The following is a 26,300-nucleotide window of genomic DNA, read 5'->3' on the forward strand; positions in this document are numbered from 1 at the left end:
TTACTTCACCACTCTTTGTAGCGTTATTTCAATGTAACCTATTTCATTTAGTACATTTTCATAAGAAACATTCGTCACTTTAAATTTTTGTTCCCTTTTTTCGATTAGATAATTTAAGGAAACCTTACAATTTGGATTGTATGGAATTTTTATGAGCATTGTTCCATCTGGCAATGGGATAGCTGCGTTTTCGGCTGTTGAGTATGCTTTAGTGGTTAACACACAATGAACTAACTTATATTCTTCAATGTATTCATGAATTGGTCTATTAAAATCATCTCTGTCAATCTCAACTTTTTTAGTTCCAGTAACAACCTTGAAAGTATCATTACAAATCTCAGCAAAAGCTTGTGGATATATATCATCAGTTGTACTTTCAGTAATTAAATAAATAAAGTTATCATGTTCTATATACATGCCATTTTTTATTACTGTGTCTGGAAGAAATAAAAACCTTCTTTTCAAAAATCTGTTTTCATCTGAGACTATGCTAGGAGAAAGTGATTCTTCATTATTCAAGCGTACATAGGAGAGTGAAGGGGAACTCATAAAATAATCAGCTTGCTGTATTTTAGTTGAGTTTCTTAAAGATTCTCCTGAAGTTTTCCCAGAAGCTTGAACTCTACTACGATAAGCTTGATATTTACTCACTCATTTCACTCTCCTTTATGTTTTTATTTCCTCAATTTGCTTATCAATTGCGCTAAGCATCCTAAATACTTCTTTTTTAATCTTTTTTTGGTCTTCTGATGTAAAGGAATGCGATTCAATTGCTCTGAGTATCGCTAAAACTTTCACATACCAATGTTCATGAGGAAGATTAGAGATGTCATCTTTTAGCCCCACTATTTCAAAAATTACAGAATCAAGATACTCGTAAATATGAGGATTATCTTCCTCAAACAAAGGAAGAATTTTATAGACCATATCCTTTAAATGGATCAAGTATGTTTTATATGTTTTTTCTGTGATATTACTCATTTTTCCACTTACCTTCTAAATCATGAATGTTATAAGAATATCTGCTCACTAACACAGTTGCGTCATTATTAATTTGCTTTTTCAACTCAATAAGTGCTTTTATTTGACCTGCGGGGCTATAAGCTCTGTAATCTCTAGAATTTAATGTTTGTTTTAAATTTGACTCAGTAATTAAATAAGTATCAACATATACATAAAGCATGTATTTTGCTAAAATTTGTTTCTCAATTTGACTTAAATCAACATTGAATTCAGCCACATCAAGATCATAGTCGGTAATATTCTTTTTACAGTTTGTAAAATAACCAACAGCACTTGTTAACCAACCTTGCATATTTGACTCTAATGCCGCGTCATCCATATTGTTTAAATTGTAATCTGTTAATTGCGAGAGAAAAATTGTGTAAATGTCGCTAAATGGGGTAGTCAACTATTTCACCCCTCTTATTTTTCATCAAAAATCGTTAGATCAATTTTTAACTTATCTTCGATTAACCTAATTTTACTACGACTATCCAAAGTTCCTTCTTTAATTAATTCTCTTGCTTTTGTTGCAACAGACTCTTTTAATCCTTTTGGTAGCTTAGGTAGAATCTCTTCAAGCTCATCATAGTCTCGATCAAAAAAACTGTCTAAATCATCAATATAGAAAAGAGAATTATAAAGCTTAGTCAAGCCTAAATATTCAATAGCATCTTCATCATCAATTACAAAGAGTACTTCATTAATAAAAGCTGGATAAGTTGAATAAAGATTTCTTAATTCACCCATAGTAATATCTTGTACATCCCCAAAGTCATTCCAAAAAATTCTTTCTCCAGTCCGTCTTGAGATATAAATCAAGTTACCATGAGTAGTAGAACGACACGGAATTAGTGCATTCTGATCAATTTCAACTCTTTTTGCTCTAATTGTCGGCTTCTTGTCAACTTCTTTTGCGTCTACCTTTTTTGTTTCTGTTTTACGTTTTACAGTTTTCTTTGTTACTGTAGCTTTTTTTATTTCTTGTTCTTTACTCATATTAATAATCTCCTTTTGCTCAATGTTAGTTGAAAGGAGATACTCAAATGAGTACTCCGATCAACAAGTAATATTTTTCTATGTTTCTTTTATTTCAAGTCATAAACACCAAACAAACCATCAAATACCGTTGCACATCCGAATCGAGTAATGAAAGAATAGTCAAAGGTCATATCTCTATTCTTTGTTTCGTCTGTAGTTTCTTTCATCCAGTCATCGCCTTCGAATACCAGTTTAATTGGACGGCTTCCACCAGCAGGCAGTACAAGTAATTTACTGTCGTCATATGCAAACTCAAAAGTATTTGCTTTATGTACAGAAGGAAGTTGAGCAATTGTCATGCCATTGTAAATACCAACTCGACCTGTTTTATTAAGCTCTTCTTTCATAGAATCAGTAAATAAATTTGTGTTTGCTCCAGCAATGATTTTACCGATTGCTTTACGAGTTCCAACTACAACAGCGCTTCCTGAAGCTGCTTCTACATGAGAGTAGAGTTCTTGTAATTCACCTTCTTCATACACACCAGTTTTCTTGAACTCAGCAGGGAGTTGGACAGAAGTGGAAGCAAAAGATGCAGCTACTTGCTCGTAAATATTGTTTTGTACACCTTGAGCAACTTTTTGGACTAGCTTTCCAAAAGACAAACGACCGGTAACAAACAAAAAGAAGTCGCCATAAACAGCAATAGCGTGAGATTTTACTTTGATTGGAAAAAGCACTCCACCCTCAAGTTTTTGACGCTGAATATTCCAGTGGTTTCCAGAATGCTCAGATACAGTTAGAATAGCGTCATCTTCAATGAAGAATTCGTTTGTGTCACCGAGTTTAAGGTTTTTAATTTCTGCGAATTGCATGAAAAACTCATCTTCATTTACTCCATTTAGATAGGTTTCAGTTAAAACTTGCTCAATAATCTCAAATACTTCTATTTTATGTCTGCGGATGTCTTTCATTGTGGGTTTATCTGTACCCATAATTTCGAAGAACTTTCCTCTAATTACGTCATCAACATTTTTTCCTTTAGAAAAATATTCTACTTGCGCAGGGTTTTTAATGTAGTCTACACAAGCTTTGATTAGTTCTTTATGTTCCATTAATTGTTCCTCCATTTAAAAAATATTTTAAGTTATTTTTGTTTAAGAAATTTAGTTTTGGATTGTATCAATAACTACGTATGTAGTAGGGGATTGCTGAACATTGACGGATAGTGCTCCGCCCACAACATCTTTGCGAATAACTTTACCAACAAAACCTGTTGCGTCTTCAGGAGCAGCGTCAGCGACTACTAGTTTATTTCCTTTACCAGCGACAAGATATTTTCCTTTTTCAGCTTTCCCTTCGATACCTTCTTCGGAAACAGAAAACACGTAAGTTGCATGTGGTTTGTAAGCCCGTACAGCTTCTCCTGCTTCCATGAAATAGTTAGTTTCTTGATCAGAGCCAAGACGAGCATTGTCATAAATAAGAGCAGGGTTTGCAATGATCACTAAAGAATCTCCTGCTTGGGGAGTTTCTAATTTACGAATATCGCGATTATCTTCTTCAATATCCCCTAAAACCCCAACAAATCCATTTTCAAGCTCAACCTCAGCTCTTACAGAATAAACATCTCCACTTGCAAAACGTGGATCATCCAACCTTACTGTCGAACGTTTATTTTTTGCCATTATAAAATTCCTCCTAATATGTTCCTAAATTATTTTTTAGTTAAATAAATCTCCATATGGAGACTCTTCTGTGTCTTCTTCTTTAGAAAATACCAACGCCTTATTAACATCTTCTTTATCTTTTTTAACGGAGAAGTTTTTCTGACCAACCAAGGCAAACAACTTAACCTCAATATCTTCAATTGAAGAATCCTTCATCTCAGAAAATACTTGTGTGAATTCCTCTTCTGAAATTTGTTTGCTAAATTTGTCTTTTAGGTCGTTCTCTTCTCTCATACGCTTGTAAGCTTTTAACGTTTCAACTTCTTCTAGCAAAGCTGAATATTCTTCGGCGAGAAGTTTGTGAGACTCTGCTACTTTATCGAAATCAGATTTCAGAACAGTCTCCTCTTTATCATTTGCTTTTTTATCTTCTTCATTTGATTTAATCTCTTCTTGTGGCTCATCAGAATCCTTTTCTAGAGGTTTTTCTTCTTCTTTAGAACCTTTACTCTCAACATCGACATCTACCTCAGATGAAGTCTCAGGGGCGTCTGTTTGAGTTTTAATTTCCTCTTCTTGTTTTTCTGGTTCTGAATGTCTTGTTTCCACTTCTTCTTGAAGATTCTCTTTTTCTTTGTTCATTTTACTACCTCCTTCTTTCGAGATTAAACTGTAATACTCGTTAAGTTTTTCCTGAATAATCTCTTGTAGGTTTGACTCTTTCGTAAACATGATTTCGGCTGAGGCAGAATCCATTCCTGGCTGATAATCTACACCTAGTAAACAAGCTCCATTAAAACTAAACCTCTCAAAATGGAATACGTTATTTTCATCAAATCTTCCTGAATAATCTTCTGATAATTCCATGCTCTGAGCAACTTTCTTCCTGGACTTCATTATATTGATTGGATCGTCCCATTTTGTCCATAACAGAGCATCTACTACAAGATATTCTTTTTCTTCTCCATGATCAGTTACACGCATTTCCCATCTTGCATTATTATTCTCAGGAATGACGCCAACAGCAGCGCCCAAATATTTGAAGTTAAAATTACCATCAGAATCTTTTTCTAAAGTAATTCTATGATCAGAAAAATCCTCTTCACCTAAACTATTTTCTTCTATATAGGCTAAGACGGGAGTATTAGCTAAGGTATGAGTATATTTATTCACAACTTCTTTAGAAAAATAAGAACCATTGAAGTTTTCACCAGTATGCATTAACCATATTTTAACTTTTAAAAAACGCGAGTCATCATTTCCAAGAGTATCCACTTTTTGGAATATTACAGGGATGCTTGTAATATTTTTCTTATCCGTCAATTTCACACCCCCTTTCAGGTTAGTAAACTTTTTATCCATCAACTTTTCTATTGTCTGCGTCTCTATCTCTTGTAACCTGAGTTGAGTCCGCAACCTCATCATCATCTTTTACAGGTCTCCCTTTATCGACATCACCCTTTGATTGAGTATGTGAAGATGCGAGAGGCTTTAACATATCATGCAATCCAAGCACCTCATTTTCTAATTGAGCCTTGTTATATAAGTCTAATGGACTCATACCTAAACTAGCTCCTAGCTCGTTAATAACTGGCATAGATGCTTGAGCAGCCTTTAGATACAAGTCTGTCATTTCTGTCCTATTAAAAACTGTTTGATCAAGAAATTTAAGTTGAAACTTATATTGGCCAGGCATCTTTTTTAGTCTTCTATTAATCCATCGCTCTACTTGACGTAGGAAGGAGAATGCTATTTGCTCATCTGCAATGATTGACTTAGATAATCCAATAGAAGTATTCTTGTCTGAATTAAATATAAATTGACTTACACCAGCATCGGTATAGACTTCCCTTTGTGCTTGGGCAATTGTGTCTGTATCAGACTTACTTTTCTCCATTCTCGTGGCTGTGATTTCCATAGGAGAAGTTGCAAGCCCCACACCATCCGGTAAACTATCAGAAATCATTCCATGAAACTTCATAGCTAAATCCAAGTCGATTAAAAACTTATTCAAATCAGGATTCTTTTCATCCATCGGGATCTTTTGCGTAAGCAATAAGAAGTTATCTATTTTTGCTTTGGCTTTTTTAATTTTCTTATATTCATCTAAATCAAAAATAGACTCAAACATAGTATTAAAAGGAGGGAGGTCATATTCCAAAATTTCCTCATTCACCTTAAAACATGCCGACTTGTCTGAATCTATTTCAATCCATTTTTCTTTAGTTGATTTATATGTATTATATTTTCTTTTAAATTCATCAGGATATGATTCAAGCTCATTATTACGATCAAAATAAGAGAAATCAAATGCAAAGTTAAATACTCCGTCTTCAATTGAAGAAATCTTACAATAGTCAGGATTTAGTTTATGAAAAAAGAAAGAGTCTTTAGATTCGTAAATATATCCGTAAAATGTATCTTCTTTGTAAGCTATCTTAGATACATTAATTAACTCATGAGATAAATTCATCTTCTCAATTTCTTGTAGATTCTTTAAGTATGCTTTTAGGTACTTTTCTTTGTTTAATTTATTTGGCATTTCCATTGGCTCTAAAACATATGCGTAAGTTGGCAATAAGGCAAGATACCAAATAATTCGTTTATAGTGAGATGAGACATTATAAAAGTAATTTGATAGCTGACGTAGCTGTTTTTCATATCTAGATGGATTCTGAAGCCATGCAGCTACTTGATTAGCATCAAATTTTGAGATAGCTGAGTTTCGTTTTGACTCGGTAGGAGCAACTTCCATACGTTGAATGGCCGCAAAGTTTCTTTGTAGTTGTTCGGTATATTCTTGGATGTATTTGTTTGCCTCCTGTTGAGCTTTGGTTAGATTAGATGTTTTTGTTCCATTGTTCGAATTAGACAGGTGAATCAACTCCTTTCTATGTGTGATTTTTGCTTTTGTTGTTAATGTGTATTGAGTTATGTTATATTATGTTGTGTATGTTAGTATAGTTTTGGCGGTTTGATCATAAGTAACTTGGATGGGTCGAAAGTTTGCTTTCTTCGAGTTTGGTTTCTTTTTTCTTCTAAATGAACATAAAAGAGACCATATTCAAAAGCAGAAAACTTATCCTTTGCAATAGACTTTGAAACTTGTTTGACCTGTGTATCATTACCTGATTGTCTATACTCAAGATTCATAATTTCCTCAACTAATAAGTCAGTCATAGTAAATGGAAGGAGTTCTTCCACCAGCTTTTCTGAGTCCTTAATTTTAATCTGACTTCTAGCCTGTGAATTTGAAACAAGCATCTTAACACCGTTGTTAGAGATTAGGTTTATAAATAAATTATGTATGTCACTTGCCTTAGTATCTTTACTTCCCGAATTTAAAGCAAACACCATTGGGATTGAGTTTGGTGTTTTATATACATCATATCTACTATCATTTACAACCGAGTATGGTGGATTTTCATCTATTTCCAAAACGAGAAAGTCAACAAGTCCTGAACCAAGTCCATTTACGTCTACAACTAAAATAGAGGCTTTAAAATCATTTACTTTCTTCTTCAAGAATTGGGCTTGCTCTTTAAAGTGCGTTCCCTCAAAACTGTAAATGTTAACCAAGTGTTTTGAATATGTTCCGTTTCCACGAGGTATGCATTTAATTACAACTAATGCACTGTTTGCATTTGCCAATCCTTCTGCTCTAGCCACATCATAAGAAAGAATATACATTGCATTTTTGTCCATATTTTTATCTTCTGCCTTATTCAATACCCTACATTCATTGATACTTTCAAAACTAACCAATGATCTATCTGATGAACCTGTCCAATTGCTTTCATACTCACGAGAAAATCCTAATGGGTTGAATGTTTCTGATTCTTTTAGTGAAACTATGTAATCCAAGTCAAGTTGATTGTGCATAACAGGAAGCTCATATCCAGAACCTAATGTAAAAGCACTTTTTCCTTCTAGCATCATTTTTAAAACTTCCATTTGTTTTTCGTATGCAAATGACTGCCTTGTTCCTGCTGTAGTTACATATGCCGTAGATTTATGAATTTCATAGGGGTCACTTCCTCCGCAAGCAGCAATACGGTTATTGGCCATCATCGGGATCACCACTTCATTAAGAACGTCCTTTTTCATTGTTTCATCAACTATTTCCTCTACACTGCCCCCGTGTCGTCTTCCACCCCTGGCAGATTGAGCAACTTGTACAACATCTAGTTTTGATCCATTGTGAAAAATTAACTTGGTTGAATCTTTGTTAAAATAATCATGTTTAACTTCGTTTTTTAATATGGGGAAGAAATCCCATATTCGTTCAATATTCTCTTGGCTTATTTGCGCGGCTTGCATTTTGGTCGGGGCTGCAATAAACAAGTGCACATCTCCATACATAACACATTTTAAATATAATCCTAAAATTTGTGTAAATGACTTTGCCGAACCACGAGTCATTGTGAAGTAAACTTGCTGATACCTAAAGAGAATTCTTAACATCATTCTTTGATAAAAAAACAACTTAACCTTTGAATTTGGAGGACTGATTAAGTCAATAAACAAATCTGGATATTGTCGATAAAACGAACAAAATTTTCTCCAATCTTCTTTCATTGACTCAAACGAGGTTACACTGGTCATTTTCTTAGAAGCATCTCTATCTTCAATATCGTTGGTAGCAGTATATTTCTTATGTTCTTGACGATAATTCCTATAGCTCATGCTTCATCACTACCATCGACTTTTGGTGTGTCTTCAGGTGGCTCACTCATGCTTTGCATATTAACAAGTTTTCTAGTGTAATTCCCCATATACATAATTGTCTTATCAACTATATCTTGTTTTTCTTGGTATGGATAAGGCTCAATAAATCCATCTTTCTCAATTTCTTCCCAAATTTGAGAGAAAGTTCTTATTCCTACTGATTCTCCCCCTGATTTTCTGTCAATAGGCCTAAAGCCTGAGTTTTCTAATACTTTATTATATTGAGTATTTAGGTTCTTAAAATCATTTATTCTGCCCTCGTCTAATGCTTTATTTTGCTCTAAATTAAGTTTACAGAGTAGTTTTAACTGCTCAACGTGTTGTGGGGTGGTAATATCATTGGCTCTGATCATAGACTCATAAAATGACTCTAATTGATATAACTCCTGTTCACTATATCCATTTCCCCAACGTACAACAATATCTGAAGTAACTTTAAAATCTATTAAATCACTTGCATCATATCTTTTATTCACTTCGCTTGATGGTTTAGCAACTTTATCAGAAAAATTTCCATCAAACTCGCTATTTAAGTACGTTTTAGATTTATTTTGGGGCATTCCTATTCTTCTAAAGTACTCTCCAAATGGTTTTTTTGCAGTGAAGGAAGCAGCATACTCGCTTCTAATGAACGGCCTGTCTATCATTCTGCAAACATCAATAAAACGCTCAATGTCGTCAAAATGTGCTACAGACTCCAGGCAAGTTTTACATATTGGTAAGCGACCATCTGCATTGATAATGTTGTTAGCAGATAAATAAAAATCTGTTGCGCTTTTTTCTTTTTCGCATTTTGAACATATTTTTCTATTTTGTTTTTGTTTAGTCACTCATAATGACACTCCCTTCATTCAATATTTCATTAAATTCTCCTTGGCGATATTTTTGCATAAATTCCTCGAATTGCTCAGGTGTATTGCCTCCATATCCATAGAGATCATGATAAAGTTTGTGGACTTCCTTTGTAAGACAGACACCTAAGCCATATTTTTTGTTGTTTTTTATTATTGTTTCTCGCAATACTTCTAGCTCATCTTCTGAACACTCTTCTAATGTTTTTCCATATTGCCAGTCTAATTCATCTAGTGTTTCTTGAACAATCTCTCTGAAACTGTATAAATGATGAATTTCATCAAAGTTTTTTCCTGTTAACACACATGTATAGTTGTGAAATTCCATACTATCTTTTTTCCAATCTTCTAACTGATTCCTAAACCAAAACAACAAGGGGGTTATCCCACCTAGCCATCTTGGATTATCTGACCCCTTTAAAGGGTTTTTATGGCGTGGATTGTTGTTTCCTCTCCAGCGCCCCTCTTGTTTGCGTAATTTTCTCATATAATCCCTTAACTCAGAAGTTCTTTCATATTGTGCGTTTGCAAGCATATTTTCATAGTCATTTTCCCATCTTTTTTTCATTAGTTGGGATAAATAGGCTTTTTCTTCATTTGATTTTGGTTTTCCAATCCAGTGACACTCTTCCTTCATTCTTTCGGAATGAGTCTTATAGATTTTTTCTCTTCCTAGCTCTGATTTTTTGATACCTAATAATCTGGCTCTATCTATAAGTGCTTTTGAAGTCCTATTTGGAAACCTGTCTATAATATCCTCGTTTCGATTGTCTGGGTAAATCTCTATTAAAAGACTATCTTCCTCTTTAGTCCACTCAGGTGTTTTTTCTTTTCTTTTTCCATATCTTGCTGAACCCGTTTTTCCTTTACTACAAACATAGCAAACGTTTCTTAGTCCTGTTTTTGTATTCTTGTCTTTTGGAAAATACTCATCATTATAAGGGAGAATTTTTTCACACCTTTTACAAAACATCTCACCTTCTTTTAACTGGTGATATTTTGTGAATTTCTGTCCATTACACTCTTTGCACTTGGTTGTAAATCCGTCCTTAGAGTCCTTTTTCTTATAAAAGTAATCAGTATTCCTAGGAAACTCACGTAAACATTTTTTACACTCTTTTGTCTCTTCCAATTTTCATCATCCCTTCGTAATTCCATCCCAAATTTAATAAGAGCTGCGAACAAGGTGGGATGGAAAACCTCTCTATTGGGAGATCAGCCCCAATAGTCGCAACTCATAAATATAATTCTAAGTTTCTATTGAAATTTTAAATCTAATAATCTCTTCAGAAGATTCTCCATAGAGAATCCTCAAACAAACTATTAAATTAATACATCATACATTTTATATTTTGTTGCTTCTTCAATATCAATGTACCAATCACTAATCCTATCTTGATGATCATTTAAAATATCCTGAGTTACTGTTGTTTTAGAAATAATGTAATCATCATACATTTTCTGAAGTCTATCATATTCTTTATCTAATCTCTTAACCTCTTGGCGAGTACCTTCAGACCGCCCTCTTAACTCATGATATAGTAGCGTAGCATATTTACCCATGAATCTTTTGTGGCCTGCAAGAAATATTGGAAATGCCATACTCATGGCATAAGATTCACAATATGTATAAATAGGGGTCTTAGAATTTTCAATTGCTGAAACTATACCCCACCCCGAATATGCGTCTCCGCCTGGAGAAGTAACGTACAGGTGTAATGGTTTTTTCTCAGATTCGCTCTTGTTATCATCTTGTTTATTGATCAGGTGAATCAAAGGTACAATAGAATCAATCGTATAATCACTAATACTTTCATTTAGATAAATTATTCTTTCTTTAAACAGCTCTTTTTCAACCTTTTCAAGTAATCCATCTTTGTCTTCTTCTAATAGAAATTCCATACTCTCTTGCCCTCCTAATATTTTTTACTTTTATTTTCATATTAGGAAGCGGATACTTTAGCATCATTCCGTATTATCTTAAATTACTTTTAATATGTTCAATATGATCTTCAATTTTCCAATTTATAATTATATATTTCACGTAAAGGAATAGACATATGTGTTTTAACAGATTAATCATTATTTTTCTCCACCAGGAGTAGAAAGCCCATCAATCATTGTTTTTAACTCAGCGATGGCTGCTTGTACATTTGTTGCAGTTAAACCTTCGACGGTAATAGGAACTTCATTTGCTTTGACACTAGTAATAAATTTTGAGTCATTTTGCAATTGACTTGTTTTTGTTGGAATTGAAGGCTTATTTGTTAAATCGTTGTAACTATGTGTATGACCTTCGTCTGATTTTTTAGCAACTTCTCCAGATAGAGTAGCAACATTTGTCGATAAATTGCTAATGTCAGCTCCATTTTTCTGTACATTGCCTTTTAAACTATCCAATTCACTTTTCTTTGCCAATCCATCCAAATCGCTTTTTTTAGCTAATTCAATATCTGCCATTTATTGCACCACCTTTGCAAATACCTTTCCATCTTCTAGATATATTTTTGCATTTAAATCTCCATCTGAATAATAAACTCTGTCTTGTTCATCAACATACAAATCTAGGGAAGGAGAATACACAATTTGCCCATTTTTTAGTTTGACCCTATTTTCCCCATCTGTTGACGAACTATATCCACCACCAATAAAAAATCCTCTACCTAACATTTAAAACGCTCCTATAAAGTTATACTTGATTCCACCTTCTTTGATCTTGAATGACACAATGGGTTCGTCACCTTTATCAATAGATAATCCTTGGTTTGCTTTTAAGAAAATAGTATATTTATCGTTAATAACTACTGTGCAATCAGATTCATTCATAAAAGAAAACTTGTATAACTTATATCCATGTGTCCAATCATCAGGCTTAGATGGAATAATTTCTTTATTAGCTTCGCTTGTTTGAAGTTCTTGTGAGCCAATATATCCGATTTCAATCACCCCATTTCAGCAATTACTTTAGCCTGATATCATATGTACAAACTTTCCCATAACCCTCTTCAAACACCGTAATCAAACTTCCAGCATTCGCAGTCTTCTTTAGCTTCACACTATACTCGTCAATCCCACATATACTAGGTGACTGAACATATTCAACATTTTGCAATCCGGCCATTCCAATTGTCTTATTGCTATGATGGTGTAAATGACCAGTTTTCAAAATATGTATTTGTTCCTGATAGATCATGCTGTAATCTTTAATGGAATTCTCTAAGTTCTTTTCATCTTGTCCATGTGCTAACAATACATTAGTTCCTAATGCATCAATCAAATGTAAAGGTTTTGCATCATATACAACTACATTTTGATTATGTTTAAGTCTCTCTTTAATAAACCAAGGGATGATAAGCTCCATATTCTCTCTCTTAATTTCCCCGCTCTTAATGCCCCCTACACGAAGTTCACTGTGGTTTCCAGTTACAGAGGAATAATAAACAGTTGCATACCCTGAGAGCTTATTTAGCCAATGAGACATAAACTCAGCAAACCTCATGGTGGACTCTACAACACCTAATTGTAGAAATTGAAGCTGTGTAAGTCTTAAGAGACCATCCAGTGAGTCACCTAAGTTCGCAACATAAATAAAGCTTAATTTTTCTTTTTCGATAATCTCAACCGTTCTCTCTAGCAGCTCCCACATCCTGTGCTCAAATATGTCAGTATTGTATTCTGCTAATACTTCTCCATGTAGACCGTAGATTTTTCCTTCTCTGCCATAGTGAGGATCAGCAATGTCAACGATTGCTGTTTTAAATTTACAATTCAAAGAATGGGATTTACTCATTTCAGGAATTTGGATAGGCTCCATATTTTCCACAGCTAATTGAATCTTTTCCGCAATATTTTCTGCTCTTGCTTGTTCTCTAATCCATTTGTTCAGTTCAAGTTTTTCTGATTGTAACTTATTTCTTTCTTTTTGAAGTTCAAGTTTTTTGATGGTAAATTCATCTAATTTATCTTCTGATGTAGCAATTTTATTTGCTTCATACTCTTGACCTTCGTGGAACGCAGAGAACCATTTTCTATATGTAGATTCTCCAAAACTATCTCCGGTTTCCTGATTGATTAAAGCAGCAACTTCGTCCCAAGTTAGAGAATAGTCTTGCTTATTCTCACAGAGCCTAATTTTATATTCTTTCAGGCTTTCACCTTGCTGTCTCTCTAAACTCATACACTTACTCCTCATCCACAGTAGGAAGCTCTAATTCTTCTGATAGGGAGAACGAAATATGTTTACCATCATAGTCTTTAAGAATCTTAAAAAAGTCATAAACAAATTCTTCATCCTTGGTTACTGTTGTAATTCGTCCATAACCTTCATCAAAATTCAACTCTAAATAGCCTTTTCCACTTGTTTGATTTTTTCGTTTAGCCATATATATCAATCTCCTATTCTCTTAATTTCAACAGTTTTTACAAGGAACTGATAAACCTCATATGTATGGGTCTTACAGGGTATGATCCTGTAACCGTCCTATCATGAGTAGGATGCTCTACCAGTTGAGCTAAAGACCCCAAATGATCAAGTATTGTTAGCTAGTCAGCTAGGAGGCATCTAATAAGGTCAATAAACAACTACCTATGAGCCACTTCCCCTAGATTTTATCGAACTTTATTAGTTGAAATCTGAGTCTTGAGCTTATAAGAGCTTTGAGACTTGAATCTTAAGTTTTGAGGATTGAACTTTGAGCTTTTATCATCTTTGTAATATATTTCTCTCATATGATGAAAGTACGCTCAAAAGTAGTACCTTCACTCTAAAAAGAGTCTGTATTCTTTTATATCCCTATTGGATAAATATGTATTAGTAGAGGGTTTAACCCAACCCTCTAAAGGGTGTTTAGTTCATTAGATTTCGACTAACTAACAATGGTTTTTATTATTCTCTATCACTATTGAGTTAATCGCTTACCTCAATAGTGGTAATTGCATTGCTCGTGGTAAGAGAATGATCAACTTCCATTTCAAAATCTTCAATCTCTTTTGTTAACTGATCAATTTTCTCTTTTAGATTAATTGGATCAATAAGTTTTGCTTCATTGTCCTCTTTAAAAGCTTTAACAATCTCTGCATTCTCTAAAGCTTTATTTTTTCCTTCTTTGCCATACAATGCCTCTAGATGACTGTCAAGTCTTTGTTTTACATCTTCATTGATACGATCAACTTTTGAAGTAAGTGTTGCATATGTATGTTTCAATTTGTTGAGCAATTGTATATCATAATCAATTGAACTCTTACGCTCAATTGCTTCAGCAACCGTATATTCCTTTCCTGCAACTTTAATCTTAGTTACAGCATTAGACTGAACAATAGCAGACTTGATTTCATTTCTCCGTTTGATTAAATCTTTTGCAGATTGCAAATCAGACTTAGCTTGCTTTTCAACTTCCTCAACACTATTAAATCCAGCAGGGAGCTTCTTTCCCTCAGTGTAACTTCCAAATACAGATTCATTAATCGTCCTGTTAATCCTCGCATCCAAAAGTTTTAACTCCGCCAAGCCCCTGCTTACTGTCATTTCTGCCATAGTTTTATCGTCTCCTTTTTCTCATAGCTTTCAAGTAGGCTTTGAGGTGCTACTTACCTTATATATCTGGATGGTAGGGTTTGAACCTACACAATCTCCGCCCCAAACGGAGTGACTAACCAACTTCGCCCACATCCAGGTGTAAGAACCTCTGTGGTGAGTGAGATTGTCTAACAGGTCTGCATGAAGCTAGAAAAGCTGTTAGGTCTCACTCGTATGAAATCCACAGATTAATCAAGTCGGAGCTGAGAGGGGTCTCAATAATATAGCATCCTGTTGAGCTCAGGTATTCTGCACTACATCCACCTCTTCTTGTCCTATGTGTGAAAACTCAAGTGACGCATCATTATATACAAACCACACACTATCTATTAGGTAGCTAGTCTAATAGGTTTAATGAAATGTAATAAAAGTTGTAATCGTACCCTGTCAAAATGGTGACTGGGTGATAAAAGAGATATTTTAATGTTTGCATAATATATTATATGTTTCTAAGTTATTAATGTAAAATTAAAATGAAAAGATTTTACCATTTTAGTGAATCTGCATGTCTTGCTAGATTTCCTCTAAAATTAACTGTTAACTCACAAACCTTCGCATAAGGTTGATCTCTAAAGTGTTCTAAATAGGGAATGAACCCTGACTTTTTAGGATCTTTCAGGTCTATTTGACCATCATGTCCAATCATTACAACTTTTACTTCGTCATGAATTCTTGTTAACACTTTTTTGAGCTCTCCCTTAGTAAAGTTTTGGGTTTCATCAATAACAACCAGTTTTTCACCTTTTATATTTGTCCCTCTAGCAAATGCATGAGACATTGCTTGTACCCAAGCATTGCCATTTTTAATATTTTCAATGTTATCTTCAAAGATAATGGCTTTATTAGGATCTTCATTCATTTCCAGTAAAGCATCCTTTAAGGGAACAATATACTTAGCTTCTTTTTCTTCTACTGTTCCTGGTGTATATCCTAAAGTACGCTCCTCAACAGGCGAGAAGATGTATACTAAATCTCTTTCTAAAAGCCTTGCTGCCATCACTGCCAGTGTTGTTTTTCCTGTACCCGCAGAGGCATTAACAATTGTCATTTGATTATCAATAATTGAATCAACGTACTCTCTCTGCTCTTTTGTTAATTTATTCGCATATCCAAAGAACAAGTTATTTTTCGGTAGTGGCATAGCCTTCCTCCTGCTTAATTGTATTGTTGTATAGGAATAGCAGTCATTTCTATACATTAAAGACTACAGGCGAAAGGAAGAGAAGAAAAGCGCCCATAGTTCGATAATTTGTATTGTTTTTACTCTATTTCATATGATTCTAGTTCACGTTTAATGTTAGCAGAAGGCTTAAATGTTAATGCAAAGTGTGCTGGCTTAACTACTTTCCCCCCGGTTTGAGGATTAATGTGTTCACGCTCTGGACGAACAGGTACTTTAAAAGTTCCAATATCTCCAAGCTTAAATTCTGCTTGCTGTTCTACAATCAGGTCTTCCAATACATTTACAAAAACATCATGAATTCTTGTTGCTTCCGTTTTTTTAACATCTAATTCCTCTGCAAGTAGTGTAATCAATTCTTTTTTATTTACTTTACTCATTCTTAGATCATCCTTTTCTCATTTTATTCTACAGGTTTTGGTGTTCCTGCAACACTATTATGTATTGTTAAATATTATTATAAATCATTATTGTTTAATTAAAATTTGAATCGTCCACGTCCAGTAATCCTAAATTGACAGAGTCTTTCTTGCTTAATTCAGAAAAATTTATATATCTACTATCTACAATCTCTCTTTTTCCTTTTACGGTTTTATGTCTTACACCTTTTGTTATTTCTAATTCATCATTCTTAGAGAGAATTTCTTTATCATGTTTCCCATTTTGGTTTGGCATTTTACTTAGATAGTTTCCAATCTTATCTAAGGCAACAATGGTTGGCTTTTTGTTCCATGTGATGCGAAAGTACTCTTCTACTGTCATTTTTACATCATCAAAAATAATGTTATCCTTTAGCATATTTTTTATTTTTGTATTTCTTTCGGAAGGTTCTATTGCGTCCGAAAAAACATACTCTTTTCCTCTAATCTTAATTATCATAAAATATACCTCTCACTATCTTTCGTGTCCTTGAAAGCTTAAAATCAATATTTTTTGCCCAAAGCTAGTTTCTACAGATCTTGCAAAGAGAATAAAACCCATCTTTTGAGTCATTGTTGGTACTGAAGAACTCAGAAGTAGCAGGCAGTTCCTCTTTACATTTGTTACACTCCTTTGTCTTTAATTCTAAACTTTTTTTGTAAACTGCTTTCCGCCAGTTCCAATCATTCTGCTGTTTAATTCTTCTAAAAATTGTTTTCATTCTTCCTTCGATTGTCTGCTCACGAAGCCCTAATTCCTCTGCTATTTCATTTTGTTCATATCCATGTTCCAGCATCTTAATCATTTTGACTTGCACCTTATCAAATTTACACTCTTTAATTAGCCTATCTAAATCTAAGTAAACTGCAATCATTTCTTCGTTTATGCTAGTTTCTCCATCTACAAATCTACTTCTACCAAAATCTTTTAAATACAAATTTTCGTCATACTTATATCTGTATCTAATTAATAGTTCAATTACATTTACATCTGAAAGCACAAAAGGCATAAACTGTATATCTTTACTACTCAACATTCTCAAGTATCACCCCCTAGTTGATCATCTATAATATATATTATATTAAATTATATTGCTTTTGTTAACTTAAAATGTAATATTCTTACATAAAATTATAACCATAATTTTAAAGTTGTTCATTACAAAAGCATAGTAAAAACATATAATTTATATGTACCATAAAAAGTAACCGAAAAGGAGAGAATGAATTGCAGAACAATACAATTGAACTAAGGATTCAGGTTGTTAGAGAATTGAAGTATGATGAAACGACTTTGTGGGGAATGTTCGGTTGTCTGCCACTTACTAATCAAAAAGAAATCATATTAAATCGTTTTGGTAACTTCACGATTAGAGGAACGTGCAGAAGATTACAAGAAGGAAATGAATATGATGTAATCATCACAGGCCCACACACTAATCCCAACCCTAACTATGATGATTTCTATAATATCATTGAAGTAAAGCCAGATAAGTTAGATACGGTTGAGGCTCAACACAAATTCCTTAGAGCTATGATAACCGAAAATCAAGCAAATGCTCTAATCAATGCATATCCAAACGAACTTATTGTTGATTTAATCATTGAGGGGAAAGTAGACACTAGCAAAACAAAGGGTATTAAAACAAAAACCTTAGAGAAAATCAAAGAAACTTTAATTGAAAACAGGGCAGTAGAAACATTGATTGCTGAATTAGCCGATGCTGATTTAACTTTTAATGCAATCTCGAAAATTGTTCAGCACTATGGATCAGCAGATATTGCATTATTAAAAATTGAGGAGTCAATGTATAATCTATGTGATATCTCAGGATTTGGTTTTACTAAAGTGGATCAATATGCACTCAAAAAAGGAGAAAAGCTAGATAGTGAAAAGAGAATTGGTGCAGCAGTGAGTTATATACTACTACAAGAGTCTCAAGACGGCCATGTTTGGATGGACATTGAAGAATTAATTAAACAGGCTGTGGAACTATTAGAATTAAACAAAAACAATATAGAACAATATCTAAGTAAAGAAATAAAGAATAAAAAGTCAAAGTTTCATTTCACAAAAGATGGTAAGGTGTCACTGTTTAAATTATATCGCGATGAGTTGAACTCATTAATTGACTTAGTAAGATTGAATGAAAACTATAAACCTGAGAATTTAAATGTATTTGAGTATATCGAAGAGCAAGAGGAAAAACAAGGCTTCAAATTCTCTCATGAACAAAAAGATACGATTCTAGAGGCTATGGAGCATGGAGTATTCATCATAAACGGCAAGGGGGGCGTTGGTAAAACCGTCTCGGTATCAGGTATAGCTGCCATTCTTGAGGCTACAGGTAAAACTTACATGTCTGTGGCACTATCGGGTAAGGCTAGTCAGGTCTTATCCCAAAAAGGATTGCATTCAATGACTATCCACAGAGCATTGGGCGCTAAAGGATTTAGTGAATTTACATACAACAGATATAATCCGATGCCTTATGACGCTATTATCTTGGATGAGACATCAATGGTTAATGCAGGATTGTTCAGTAGGCTTGTACAAGCCATTAAAACAGGTGCAAAATTAATTATTGTTGGAGACTCTGGACAGCTATCCGGTATAGGACACGGAGATATACTTAGAGACTTGTTGCATTCAGGATACTTCAAAGGCAGAGAACTTATACAAATACACAGACAAGCAGAAGAAAGTGGAATTATTGAAGTGGCATCAAAAGTGAGAGATGGACAGCAACTGACCAATTACAATACCTCTATAAGAGACACCTATGGAAAGTTACAAGATCAAACAATTATGACATTTCAGGACAGAGAAACCGTTGCAGCAGTATTAAAAAACATTATTGACAACTACAAAGAAAAACTTAAAGTCGCCAATGATTTAATGGATTTTCAGATCTTAGTGGCCAACAGGGATAGAGGAGAATTATCCGTACAATCTATTAATCTCTATGCTCAGTCAGTTTACAATGATCTATCAAAACCATTTGTTAAGCGTGGAGTCTATGAATACAGAGAAGGGGACAAGGTTATCGCAAAGGGAAATTCTTATGAAATACAAATTTATCACAGTGTTGACAGTTACAACAATCCAAAGGAAATTGATTATTTTGAAATGCTGATAGCCGAAGAGGAAGGAGTTAAAATACAAAACCCCAATTATTCAATTGGTGACTTATATAACGGCACAATGGGGATTGTGAAGCAGGTTGACACGAAAGATAAAACGCTACTTATTGAATTTCAAGGTATAAATGGTGTTATTTGTTTAAAGCAAGATGAGTTGGATAATATTCAAATGGCATATGCTATTACAACACATTCGAGCCAAGGGAGCACAATAAAAAACGTAGTGTTTGCAGTTGATTTTGTAGCGTTCAAACTTTTATCCAAACAACTTATTTACACTGGTATCACGAGAGCCAGTGGGAAATGTGTACTTTTGGCAGAAAACAATGCTCTACATAAAGCTATTGCCACAGACTTGAGCGGAAACAGAAGAACTCATATGCAAGATTTAATTGCAGACATTGATAAGATCAAGAAAGACTTCAAGGAGGAAATTTACAATGTCAACTAAAAAATATTGGACAAAAGAAGATGATGCAACACGTAATGTCGCAATGCCAAACGAAATGATTAGTGACTTAAAGAAATGGAGAGAGGAGGGGCTTTTAAAGTCTCCTCTTCACCAGGAATTTGCTTATAGCTATTATTGGCTTGTTGCATATTTGTGGAGATATGCTAAGTATGCGGAATTTGAAGTATCACAAAAGACACTGAAGAAAATGCTTGGGTACTCAGAGAATGAAAAAAGGATAAATTATATCATAAGCAGGAACGGCTTATTAGACAAAATGGGGTACACAGAAAGCGTTAAAGATTTTCCCGTTGGTTGGTCATTTGCTAATGGAAGTAAGTTAGACTTTGAGATGTGGAGTAAACTGGATAAAGAGTTTCAAAAAGACTTGTTTCATTTTAGAACGAATCGCTATCTTGTAAAAAAACCTTTGAAGTCAATGGGCATTAATAACGTAAAAGGGTTGTTTTGGGAACCAGTAAAGGCGCACATGGTAAGTGGAGAAGTATTCAAGAAGTGTATGAATAATAAAAACCTTTCATGCGCTGGATTTTATCTGTATGGTATATTTACATATATGAGCGATGTCAACATAAATTTATTTGATCAAATTGCATTTAGATGCTCAAATAAATCACTCATGGAATTGACAGGTTGGAGCGAAGATCGTTTAATTAGAGTTACCAATGAACTCAGAGACCAGAATGTAATCAAGAAGTGGCAGCCTTACAAGGGAAAAGGGTATGTAAATAACTATGAAATCATTCTTTAAAAAGTTTAAGGGGTCTTTTTTCACAATCTTAAATAATAGATTTATATATAATATATAATATAATTAATAATATAATATTATATAAATGATTATTATATAGTGGGGGAAGCGTAACCTTAAAGAAAGAATGTAGGAAATTTAATACCCGTTAAACCCTTGATACATAAGGCTTTTCAGCACATCAAACTTAAAAAAGAATGTAGGAATTTAAGAGAAATGAGTACAAAAGGATCAAAGCAAAAAGATAATTTTACGGTGGGAAACGGAATCTAGTTTCGCCTTTGGCTCACCTAGATTCCGATTGGCTTTTCCCACACCCTTTCCAAAAAAAATTATTTTCTTTTTACATAAGAAACATAAAATCATATAATAATAAACAGAATAGAATTTTTACGGTAATCTATACCTGAAAGAGGGGAGAAAAATGAATTTAGATATTACTCATGAGATAACTGAGATGATTCATTCAATGGAAGAGGACTTCAACAATAGACTTATTGAAATTGAGAAGAAACTTAAAGACTTAGAAAACAAGCTATTAGAAAATGAAATCGTAGACACATGTAAACATGCAGATAACTATTTTAGAAATATAATTTCTGCTGATGAGCATAAGGAAGAAGAGAATTAAATTGAGTACGATGTGAATTCTGTTAGTAAATAAAAACAACTTTTAATAAAAAAGGTGGAATGAATCGGATGAATCAGGAGAATGCGTTAAGTTTGTTAGAGAAATTTAATCAACTAGGAAATCAGGTAGAGCAAATAGAAAAAGAGAATAGATTACTTAAAACAGAAAATTTATTTGCTGAATTTTATACAGGGGCGCTTAGACAGCAGAATATAGAAAAAGATTTAGAGATTAAAAAATTAAAAGAAGAAAATAAGAGTTTAGTAACAGAGCTAAGAAAACTCAAAGAAGATCAAGGTGAAGAATCTAAATTAAATAATTTTTTTAAGGATGTATCGAACGGGGAATTAAATCATGAATCAATAATAGATGTGATCAATGAGATTTGATAGAAACAAATTGGAAATTGAGAGATTAAGCATAAAAGGAGAGTTAAATTTGTTAAACACTGCAAAAACAAACAAGCTAAAAGAGCATCATAAGAACGGATATTATTTTACAGATATTGAGGGGGGAAAAATATGAGGAAATAAAGCGCAGCATTGAAGTTAATGGAATACGTGATCCTATTAAATGTGACATGAACTATACAGTAATCAGTGGACACCAGAGGCTAAGAATTGCAAGAGACTTGGGAATTGAAGAGGTTCCTGTTCAGATTATTGACGTAGATGAACAAATAGCAGAATATCTTCTGATTGCAGAAAATGTGGAGCGCAGAGGACAGGCTGAAACAGATCCGATTAAGAAGAGTAGAATAGCAAATTTCTTGAAGGAATATTGGGGCGTTCAGCATGGAATGAACCGGCATACGATGAGTGGACAAAATGGGCAGTCTAAAACCACAGCAGACATAGCGGAGGCCCTCGGAGAATCCGAAAAGTCTACACGTCGCATCCTAAAACTAAACGATCTAATTCCTGAGCTTCAGCAACTAGTCTCATCAAAGCAATTAGGAACAACAGCAGCAGAGCAATTGGCCTATCTCAGTAAGGATGAACAAAAAGCTTTAGTTAAAAATAATAAAGAAGAAATTTCAAATATGACTGTAGCAGAGTCAAAAAAACTTAGAAAAGAGATTGAAACACTTAGAAAGGAGCTAGAAGAAGAAAAAAATAAGCCACCAAAGGTTGAAACTAAGGTTGTAAAAGAGGTTGCAGAGGTTATTCCAGAACATGTCACGAAAGAACTGCAAAAGATGAGAGCTCAACAAGAAGCAGAAGAGAAAGCAAAACGTAAATTACAAGAAATGATTGGAAAACTAGAAGATGAAAAAACAAACCTGGAAAACATATTAAAATCTGATGAATATAAACTGAAACAAAAAAAGGAAAAAGAGGAGGCACTAAGATCAGAGGCACATATCAGTATGTTTGAAGCACAAATAATAATACAAAAATTCATAGAAGAGTTTGCGCCAACAATATATCTTCAAGGGGCAATGGCATATGCAGATAGAAATGTTAGAAAAGAAATGATGGAATCAGTTAAGGCTCTAGAAAAATGCGTTGAAAATTTAAAAGATATGTTACAAGCAGAAAAAATAAAAGGATAAATAGAAAGCTGAAGTCTAATAAAAATAAAAAAGGGAGAATTGATTACTATGAATAACATTAATAACAACAATAATTATAACTTTAACGATGAATAAATTAACAATAAAGAGTATATTTTAAATACTGATACAGGAGCAATGAGTCTTCAAGTATTAAGACAGTTGAAGGAGCAAAATGCTTCCATAAGAAAACAAGCAGAAATCAATGCAGCAAGTTTAGTTGAATTTGAGAATATGTACTATGAGGTTATGAATGTTAAAGATGAAGTGAAGCACATAGTTGCAGAAGTTAGGCAGATTAAAGATGATGTAAACAAAGTAAACGAAGAGATTGATAATAAAGTGTTTATTACTGAAGCAATGGCAGATACATTGAAAGAATTAATCCGTAAAAAATCCACTTTTGTAGCTAAAGATGTTTATGGGTATAACTTAGACTGGAATGGTCTAAGCAAAGCCATTGGTAAAGTAAGACCTAAATTCTGGGCTCTACTTAAACAACATTGTGATGATGCACGTAAATACACAACTATTAAATATAAGGATTATGAAAAAGCAGTTTCGTTTATTGAGTCCTTATCAACACAAGATTTTATTAATTATTGTGGGAAATATGGGATTCCGCCATTGATTTAACTATATACTATATAATTTAGAGCAGCTATATTAGGCTGTTCTTTTTTGTATATATAAATCCTATTAACAACTTAAATAAATATTATAAATTAAAATCTCTGTAGAGGCGTTTTAAGTCTTAAGAGGGTATTTGTATTAGAATCATTTTAAAACCTCTGTATGAGCCTCTAGTGAGCTCTCATAGACATGTTTGAAGTGGATGCAGCATAAAACTAAAAGTGTAAAATTTTCTCTAGTAAATATTTGTGATTGTATTGTATATTGCGATATTATGATAAGACAATTACCTGTTTAACATGGAGGAAAGATAGATGAGAATCGAAGAGGAGAAAAAATATATCTATGACATGATGCGTGAGATTACAGAAGAGAGACGGAAATTAACAGAGGTTTATTATGACTTGAAAAAAAGACTAGATGAATTAAATGAGCTTGAGATCAGAGGATTAGAAAAACTTTCAGTAAAAGGATATGTTGATTTACATAATGAACGCATTAAAGAACTTGCGGTTACTAATGTTACCAGAGAAGCAAACAATGTAATAAAAAGAATTGAAAATGAGCATAAGAAAACCCAAGAAGAATCTATGCAAAAAAAGAGTAGTACTATACCAAAAGAGGAGATATTGAGACTGAAAGAGATAGATAATAAAGGAAAAGTTAAAACAACAACTCCAACTCCAACCCCAACTCATGATAATACATTTGAGAGAAAAAGCATAAAAAGGCTTAATATGAATGAATTAATTCCAGTAATTGAGGATTTGCTGAAAGAAAAAGGAATTCCTATGAGTATAAGTGAAATCCATCAAAAGGCTGAGGAAAAATTAGAAAGAAGAATTGATCCTAAAAATTTTCAAAAGAATGCATTACCAAGAGCTCTTAAGTTCAGTGATCATATTGATAGAGCTACTAAAGGATATTACCAGTATGTAAGAGAAAAAAATAGGAAATGAGAGAGAATAAGAAATGAGAAATAAGAAATATGACTTCAAATTCTTTTGTAGGGGGCAGGTAGGGCTTTAAAGGGTTATTTATCATAATATTATTTAAAGTGCCTATATAAAGATTCTAGAGCGTCTGGAGTAGGTTTTTGAAGCAAAAGAGTCGACTTCGAGTTGAAAAATGGTATCGAAAGGAACGAAATATTAAATCGAGTGATGATAAGGATTATTGGTGTACGCTGAATGAGAAAACGTTGATGAGATAAGGAATGTTTTGAGTTAAGGAAACAGGAAAATTAGTATACTACATTTCAAATAGTAAAAATGAATCGAGACAATGGATATTTTATAAGGGTTTTGAGATCATTATGAGGGGGAAATTGGTGGATTTGAAGAAATTTTAGGAAAATGTGAATGGGGGAGAATGCATATTCTATAAGGATTGTCTCGAAGAGTGTCGAGACGGAAAACGAGATAAAAATAGGGGAAATCGAGTCGGAAAAATTGAGAGTGTGTGAATGTAGGTGGTCTCCGATTAAGCGAAAATATTTGCATCCATTTATTGGAAAATAGCCCCCGTTTTATGTAAATAATAGTGTGTAAAAACGGTATTATAATAGGCATTATATAACCATTTTTTACATAAACGTTTATATAAATTGTAAGAAAATTAAAATACTGAAACAATGAATCTTGAAAAACGATATATTTTTTCATAAAGTCGGAAAAATCGGAGTATAACAGGCGCCGGTTTCGTCAAGACTTCACCCATTATCATGATTCATTTTCCCAATTTCCTATATTCCCATACCACTTTCATCCACTTTCACAAAAGTATAAATCCTTTCATTTCCATTCCATTTCCCATTTCCCACAAATGAAAATATAATTTCCCTAAAATGCAAAATGTAAAAATATGAAACGCCAAAGCAAGAAACGTATTCATGCACTGGAAACTATTCATTTCCCCATAAAAAAAGAATAGCTTTTCAGCTACCCTTTTTCAAAGCATACATCATTTCTACTTCTCCATACTCATTTAATCTCACAGCCTACTTCTATCCAAAGATAACTGCATCCATGGCATTCCGCTTGCCATATTTGCCTATCTTCATCAATCAGATAGGCGGTTACAATTTCATAGCAATTTTCACATTTAACTTGTTTCTCTCTCATTCAAATCAATCCTTTCATTTTTATTTTAGATGGGGGGGGATCGGCTCCATCCCGAGTTTTTATCTTATCGGACAAGGAAGGTAGCTTGCCCATGTGACATTGACATCACCACGTGAATCAACACTAATGTCCACATCATCCCGCAGTTCGACGTAACAAGCAGGGGAATCTTCATACACGGTTGTGCTTCCAGGAACAGGTTGGCGCTGATATGTGTATGTATACGATTCACCATCCCTGTTTTCTATATAATGTACTGAATAGTAGCTATGTTCGGGCAACTCATATACTTTCACACCATCAACGATTTCAACATTTTTCATCTTCATCATCATCCTTTTCATTTTTATGTAACGTTCAACTTAAATACAATTATATACCATTATGTTATTTATGTAAAGCATTTTTATCCTATATTTCACTTATTATACAAAATAAAATAATTATGAATAGTCAAACTATAGATGACTCAACACACACATTTCCATATTTGTTAAGCAAAACAAAATCCTCTCAGATCGCTCAGATTGCCCGATATAGCACATTAAGTTATTCATGTGTACTAGCATTCAAAATTAATTCAAA

General features: G+C 33.5%; 30 protein-coding genes and 2 tRNA genes. 7 read left to right on the top strand and 25 right to left on the bottom strand.

Annotated features, from left to right (window positions below):
* The 24 genes from AB1L08_RS01790 to AB1L08_RS01905 all read right to left on the bottom strand — a co-directional run bounded on the left by AB1L08_RS01790 (position 1) and on the right by AB1L08_RS01905 (position 17,449).
* Entirely contained in the window at positions 1–651 is a 651-nt protein-coding gene (locus tag AB1L08_RS01790; protein ID WP_413062955.1) for a hypothetical protein, read from the bottom strand.
* A gap of 15 nt (positions 652–666) precedes the next feature.
* Complete coding sequence (locus AB1L08_RS01795) at positions 667–981, bottom strand: hypothetical protein (protein WP_413062956.1); 315 nt, start codon at positions 979–981, stop codon at positions 667–669.
* Complete coding sequence (locus AB1L08_RS01800; RefSeq protein WP_413062957.1) at positions 974–1,411, bottom strand: hypothetical protein; 438 nt, start codon at positions 1,409–1,411, stop codon at positions 974–976. The genes AB1L08_RS01795 and AB1L08_RS01800 overlap by 8 nt, the downstream gene beginning before the upstream one ends.
* 14 nt (positions 1,412–1,425) lie before the next feature.
* Entirely contained in the window at positions 1,426–2,001 is a 576-nt protein-coding gene (locus AB1L08_RS01805) for a hypothetical protein (protein ID WP_413062958.1), read from the bottom strand.
* Positions 2,002–2,090: 89 nt separating this feature from the next.
* Positions 2,091–3,098: a hypothetical protein gene (locus tag AB1L08_RS01810; protein WP_413062959.1), complete on the bottom strand. Its 1,008-nt coding sequence runs from the start codon at positions 3,096–3,098 to the stop codon at positions 2,091–2,093.
* Positions 3,099–3,149: 51 nt separating this feature from the next.
* The gene (locus AB1L08_RS01815) at positions 3,150–3,671 is read right to left on the bottom strand and encodes a hypothetical protein (protein ID WP_413062960.1); all 522 of its coding nucleotides are present in this window, start codon (positions 3,669–3,671) and stop codon (positions 3,150–3,152) included.
* 36 nt (positions 3,672–3,707) lie between these two features.
* A complete protein-coding gene (locus tag AB1L08_RS01820) occupies positions 3,708–4,976 on the bottom strand; it encodes a V-type ATP synthase subunit I domain-containing protein (protein WP_413062961.1) in 1,269 nt (422 codons plus the stop codon).
* 31 nt (positions 4,977–5,007) lie between these two features.
* Positions 5,008–6,537: a hypothetical protein gene (locus tag AB1L08_RS01825; protein WP_413062962.1), complete on the bottom strand. Its 1,530-nt coding sequence runs from the start codon at positions 6,535–6,537 to the stop codon at positions 5,008–5,010.
* A 71-nt stretch (positions 6,538–6,608) separates the two neighbouring features.
* A complete protein-coding gene (locus tag AB1L08_RS01830; protein WP_413062963.1) occupies positions 6,609–8,339 on the bottom strand; it encodes a DNA-packaging protein in 1,731 nt (576 codons plus the stop codon).
* Positions 8,336–9,211: a hypothetical protein gene (locus AB1L08_RS01835; protein WP_413062964.1), complete on the bottom strand. Its 876-nt coding sequence runs from the start codon at positions 9,209–9,211 to the stop codon at positions 8,336–8,338. The genes AB1L08_RS01830 and AB1L08_RS01835 overlap by 4 nt, the downstream gene beginning before the upstream one ends.
* The gene (locus tag AB1L08_RS01840) at positions 9,204–10,364 is read right to left on the bottom strand and encodes an SANT/Myb-like DNA-binding domain-containing protein (protein WP_413062965.1); all 1,161 of its coding nucleotides are present in this window, start codon (positions 10,362–10,364) and stop codon (positions 9,204–9,206) included. Before AB1L08_RS01840 ends, AB1L08_RS01835 begins: the two co-directional genes overlap by 8 nt.
* 191 nt (positions 10,365–10,555) lie before the next feature.
* The gene (locus AB1L08_RS01845; protein WP_413062966.1) at positions 10,556–11,134 is read right to left on the bottom strand and encodes a ClpP family protease; all 579 of its coding nucleotides are present in this window, start codon (positions 11,132–11,134) and stop codon (positions 10,556–10,558) included.
* A gap of 180 nt (positions 11,135–11,314) precedes the next feature.
* Positions 11,315–11,692, bottom strand: coding sequence for a hypothetical protein (locus AB1L08_RS01850; RefSeq protein WP_413062967.1), 378 nt, complete (start codon positions 11,690–11,692; stop codon positions 11,315–11,317).
* Positions 11,693–11,902, bottom strand: a complete 210-nt coding sequence (locus AB1L08_RS01855; RefSeq protein ID WP_413062968.1) for a hypothetical protein — start codon at positions 11,900–11,902, stop codon at positions 11,693–11,695. It lies immediately after the preceding gene.
* Entirely contained in the window at positions 11,903–12,178 is a 276-nt protein-coding gene (locus AB1L08_RS01860; RefSeq protein WP_413062969.1) for a hypothetical protein, read from the bottom strand.
* Positions 12,179–12,191: 13 nt separating this feature from the next.
* Positions 12,192–13,409 carry a hypothetical protein gene (locus AB1L08_RS01865; protein ID WP_413062970.1) on the bottom strand — a complete coding sequence of 406 codons (1,218 nt, stop codon included), beginning with the start codon at positions 13,407–13,409 and terminating at the stop codon, positions 12,192–12,194.
* Positions 13,410–13,413: 4 nt separating this feature from the next.
* Positions 13,414–13,614: a YonK family protein gene (locus AB1L08_RS01870; RefSeq protein WP_413062971.1), complete on the bottom strand. Its 201-nt coding sequence runs from the start codon at positions 13,612–13,614 to the stop codon at positions 13,414–13,416.
* A 66-nt stretch (positions 13,615–13,680) separates the two neighbouring features.
* A tRNA-Ile gene (locus tag AB1L08_RS01875) sits at positions 13,681–13,753 on the bottom strand.
* Positions 13,754–14,138: 385 nt separating this feature from the next.
* Positions 14,139–14,765 (bottom strand): hypothetical protein, encoded by a 627-nt coding sequence (locus AB1L08_RS01880; RefSeq protein WP_413062972.1) that lies wholly within the window; start codon positions 14,763–14,765, stop codon positions 14,139–14,141.
* 65 nt (positions 14,766–14,830) lie between these two features.
* Positions 14,831–14,904: transfer RNA gene (locus tag AB1L08_RS01885), tRNA-Pro, on the bottom strand.
* A gap of 387 nt (positions 14,905–15,291) precedes the next feature.
* Positions 15,292–15,948: a PhoH family protein gene (locus AB1L08_RS01890; RefSeq protein ID WP_413062973.1), complete on the bottom strand. Its 657-nt coding sequence runs from the start codon at positions 15,946–15,948 to the stop codon at positions 15,292–15,294.
* Between the two features lie 119 nt (positions 15,949–16,067).
* On the bottom strand, positions 16,068–16,367 hold the full coding sequence (locus tag AB1L08_RS01895; RefSeq protein ID WP_413062974.1) for an HU family DNA-binding protein: 300 nt from the start codon (positions 16,365–16,367) through the stop codon (positions 16,068–16,070).
* Positions 16,368–16,461: 94 nt separating this feature from the next.
* A complete protein-coding gene (locus AB1L08_RS01900; RefSeq protein WP_413062975.1) occupies positions 16,462–16,866 on the bottom strand; it encodes a hypothetical protein in 405 nt (134 codons plus the stop codon).
* 64 nt (positions 16,867–16,930) lie between these two features.
* Positions 16,931–17,449, bottom strand: a complete 519-nt coding sequence (locus AB1L08_RS01905; RefSeq protein ID WP_413062976.1) for a helix-turn-helix transcriptional regulator — start codon at positions 17,447–17,449, stop codon at positions 16,931–16,933.
* Between the two features lie 185 nt (positions 17,450–17,634).
* Here AB1L08_RS01905 and AB1L08_RS01910 point away from each other — a divergent pair, with 185 nt between their 5' ends.
* The 7 genes from AB1L08_RS01910 (at position 17,635) to AB1L08_RS01940 (ending at position 24,551) form a co-directional block, all read left to right on the top strand.
* The gene (locus tag AB1L08_RS01910; protein ID WP_413062977.1) at positions 17,635–20,001 is read left to right on the top strand and encodes an AAA family ATPase; all 2,367 of its coding nucleotides are present in this window, start codon (positions 17,635–17,637) and stop codon (positions 19,999–20,001) included.
* Entirely contained in the window at positions 19,991–20,773 is a 783-nt protein-coding gene (locus tag AB1L08_RS01915; RefSeq protein ID WP_413062978.1) for a hypothetical protein, read from the top strand. The genes AB1L08_RS01910 and AB1L08_RS01915 overlap by 11 nt, the downstream gene beginning before the upstream one ends.
* Positions 20,774–21,197: 424 nt before the next feature.
* Positions 21,198–21,404, top strand: coding sequence for a hypothetical protein (locus AB1L08_RS01920; RefSeq protein WP_413062979.1), 207 nt, complete (start codon positions 21,198–21,200; stop codon positions 21,402–21,404).
* 68 nt (positions 21,405–21,472) lie between these two features.
* Positions 21,473–21,793, top strand: a complete 321-nt coding sequence (locus tag AB1L08_RS01925) for a hypothetical protein (RefSeq protein ID WP_413062980.1) — start codon at positions 21,473–21,475, stop codon at positions 21,791–21,793.
* 116 nt (positions 21,794–21,909) lie between these two features.
* On the top strand, positions 21,910–22,959 hold the full coding sequence (locus tag AB1L08_RS01930; protein WP_413062981.1) for a ParB N-terminal domain-containing protein: 1,050 nt from the start codon (positions 21,910–21,912) through the stop codon (positions 22,957–22,959).
* Positions 22,960–23,097: 138 nt separating this feature from the next.
* Positions 23,098–23,595 (top strand): ORF6C domain-containing protein, encoded by a 498-nt coding sequence (locus AB1L08_RS01935; protein WP_413062982.1) that lies wholly within the window; start codon positions 23,098–23,100, stop codon positions 23,593–23,595.
* Positions 23,596–23,906: 311 nt separating this feature from the next.
* Positions 23,907–24,551, top strand: coding sequence for a hypothetical protein (locus AB1L08_RS01940; RefSeq protein ID WP_413062983.1), 645 nt, complete (start codon positions 23,907–23,909; stop codon positions 24,549–24,551).
* A 1,223-nt stretch (positions 24,552–25,774) separates the two neighbouring features.
* On the opposite strand, the gene AB1L08_RS01945 is transcribed toward AB1L08_RS01940, so the two are convergent.
* Positions 25,775–26,038, bottom strand: a complete 264-nt coding sequence (locus AB1L08_RS01945) for a hypothetical protein (RefSeq protein ID WP_413062984.1) — start codon at positions 26,036–26,038, stop codon at positions 25,775–25,777.
* Between the last annotated feature and the right edge of the window lie 262 nt (positions 26,039–26,300).

The organism is Siminovitchia jepli, assembly GCF_047228825.1.
Taxonomy (GTDB): Bacteria; Bacillota; Bacilli; order Bacillales; family Bacillaceae_C; genus Siminovitchia.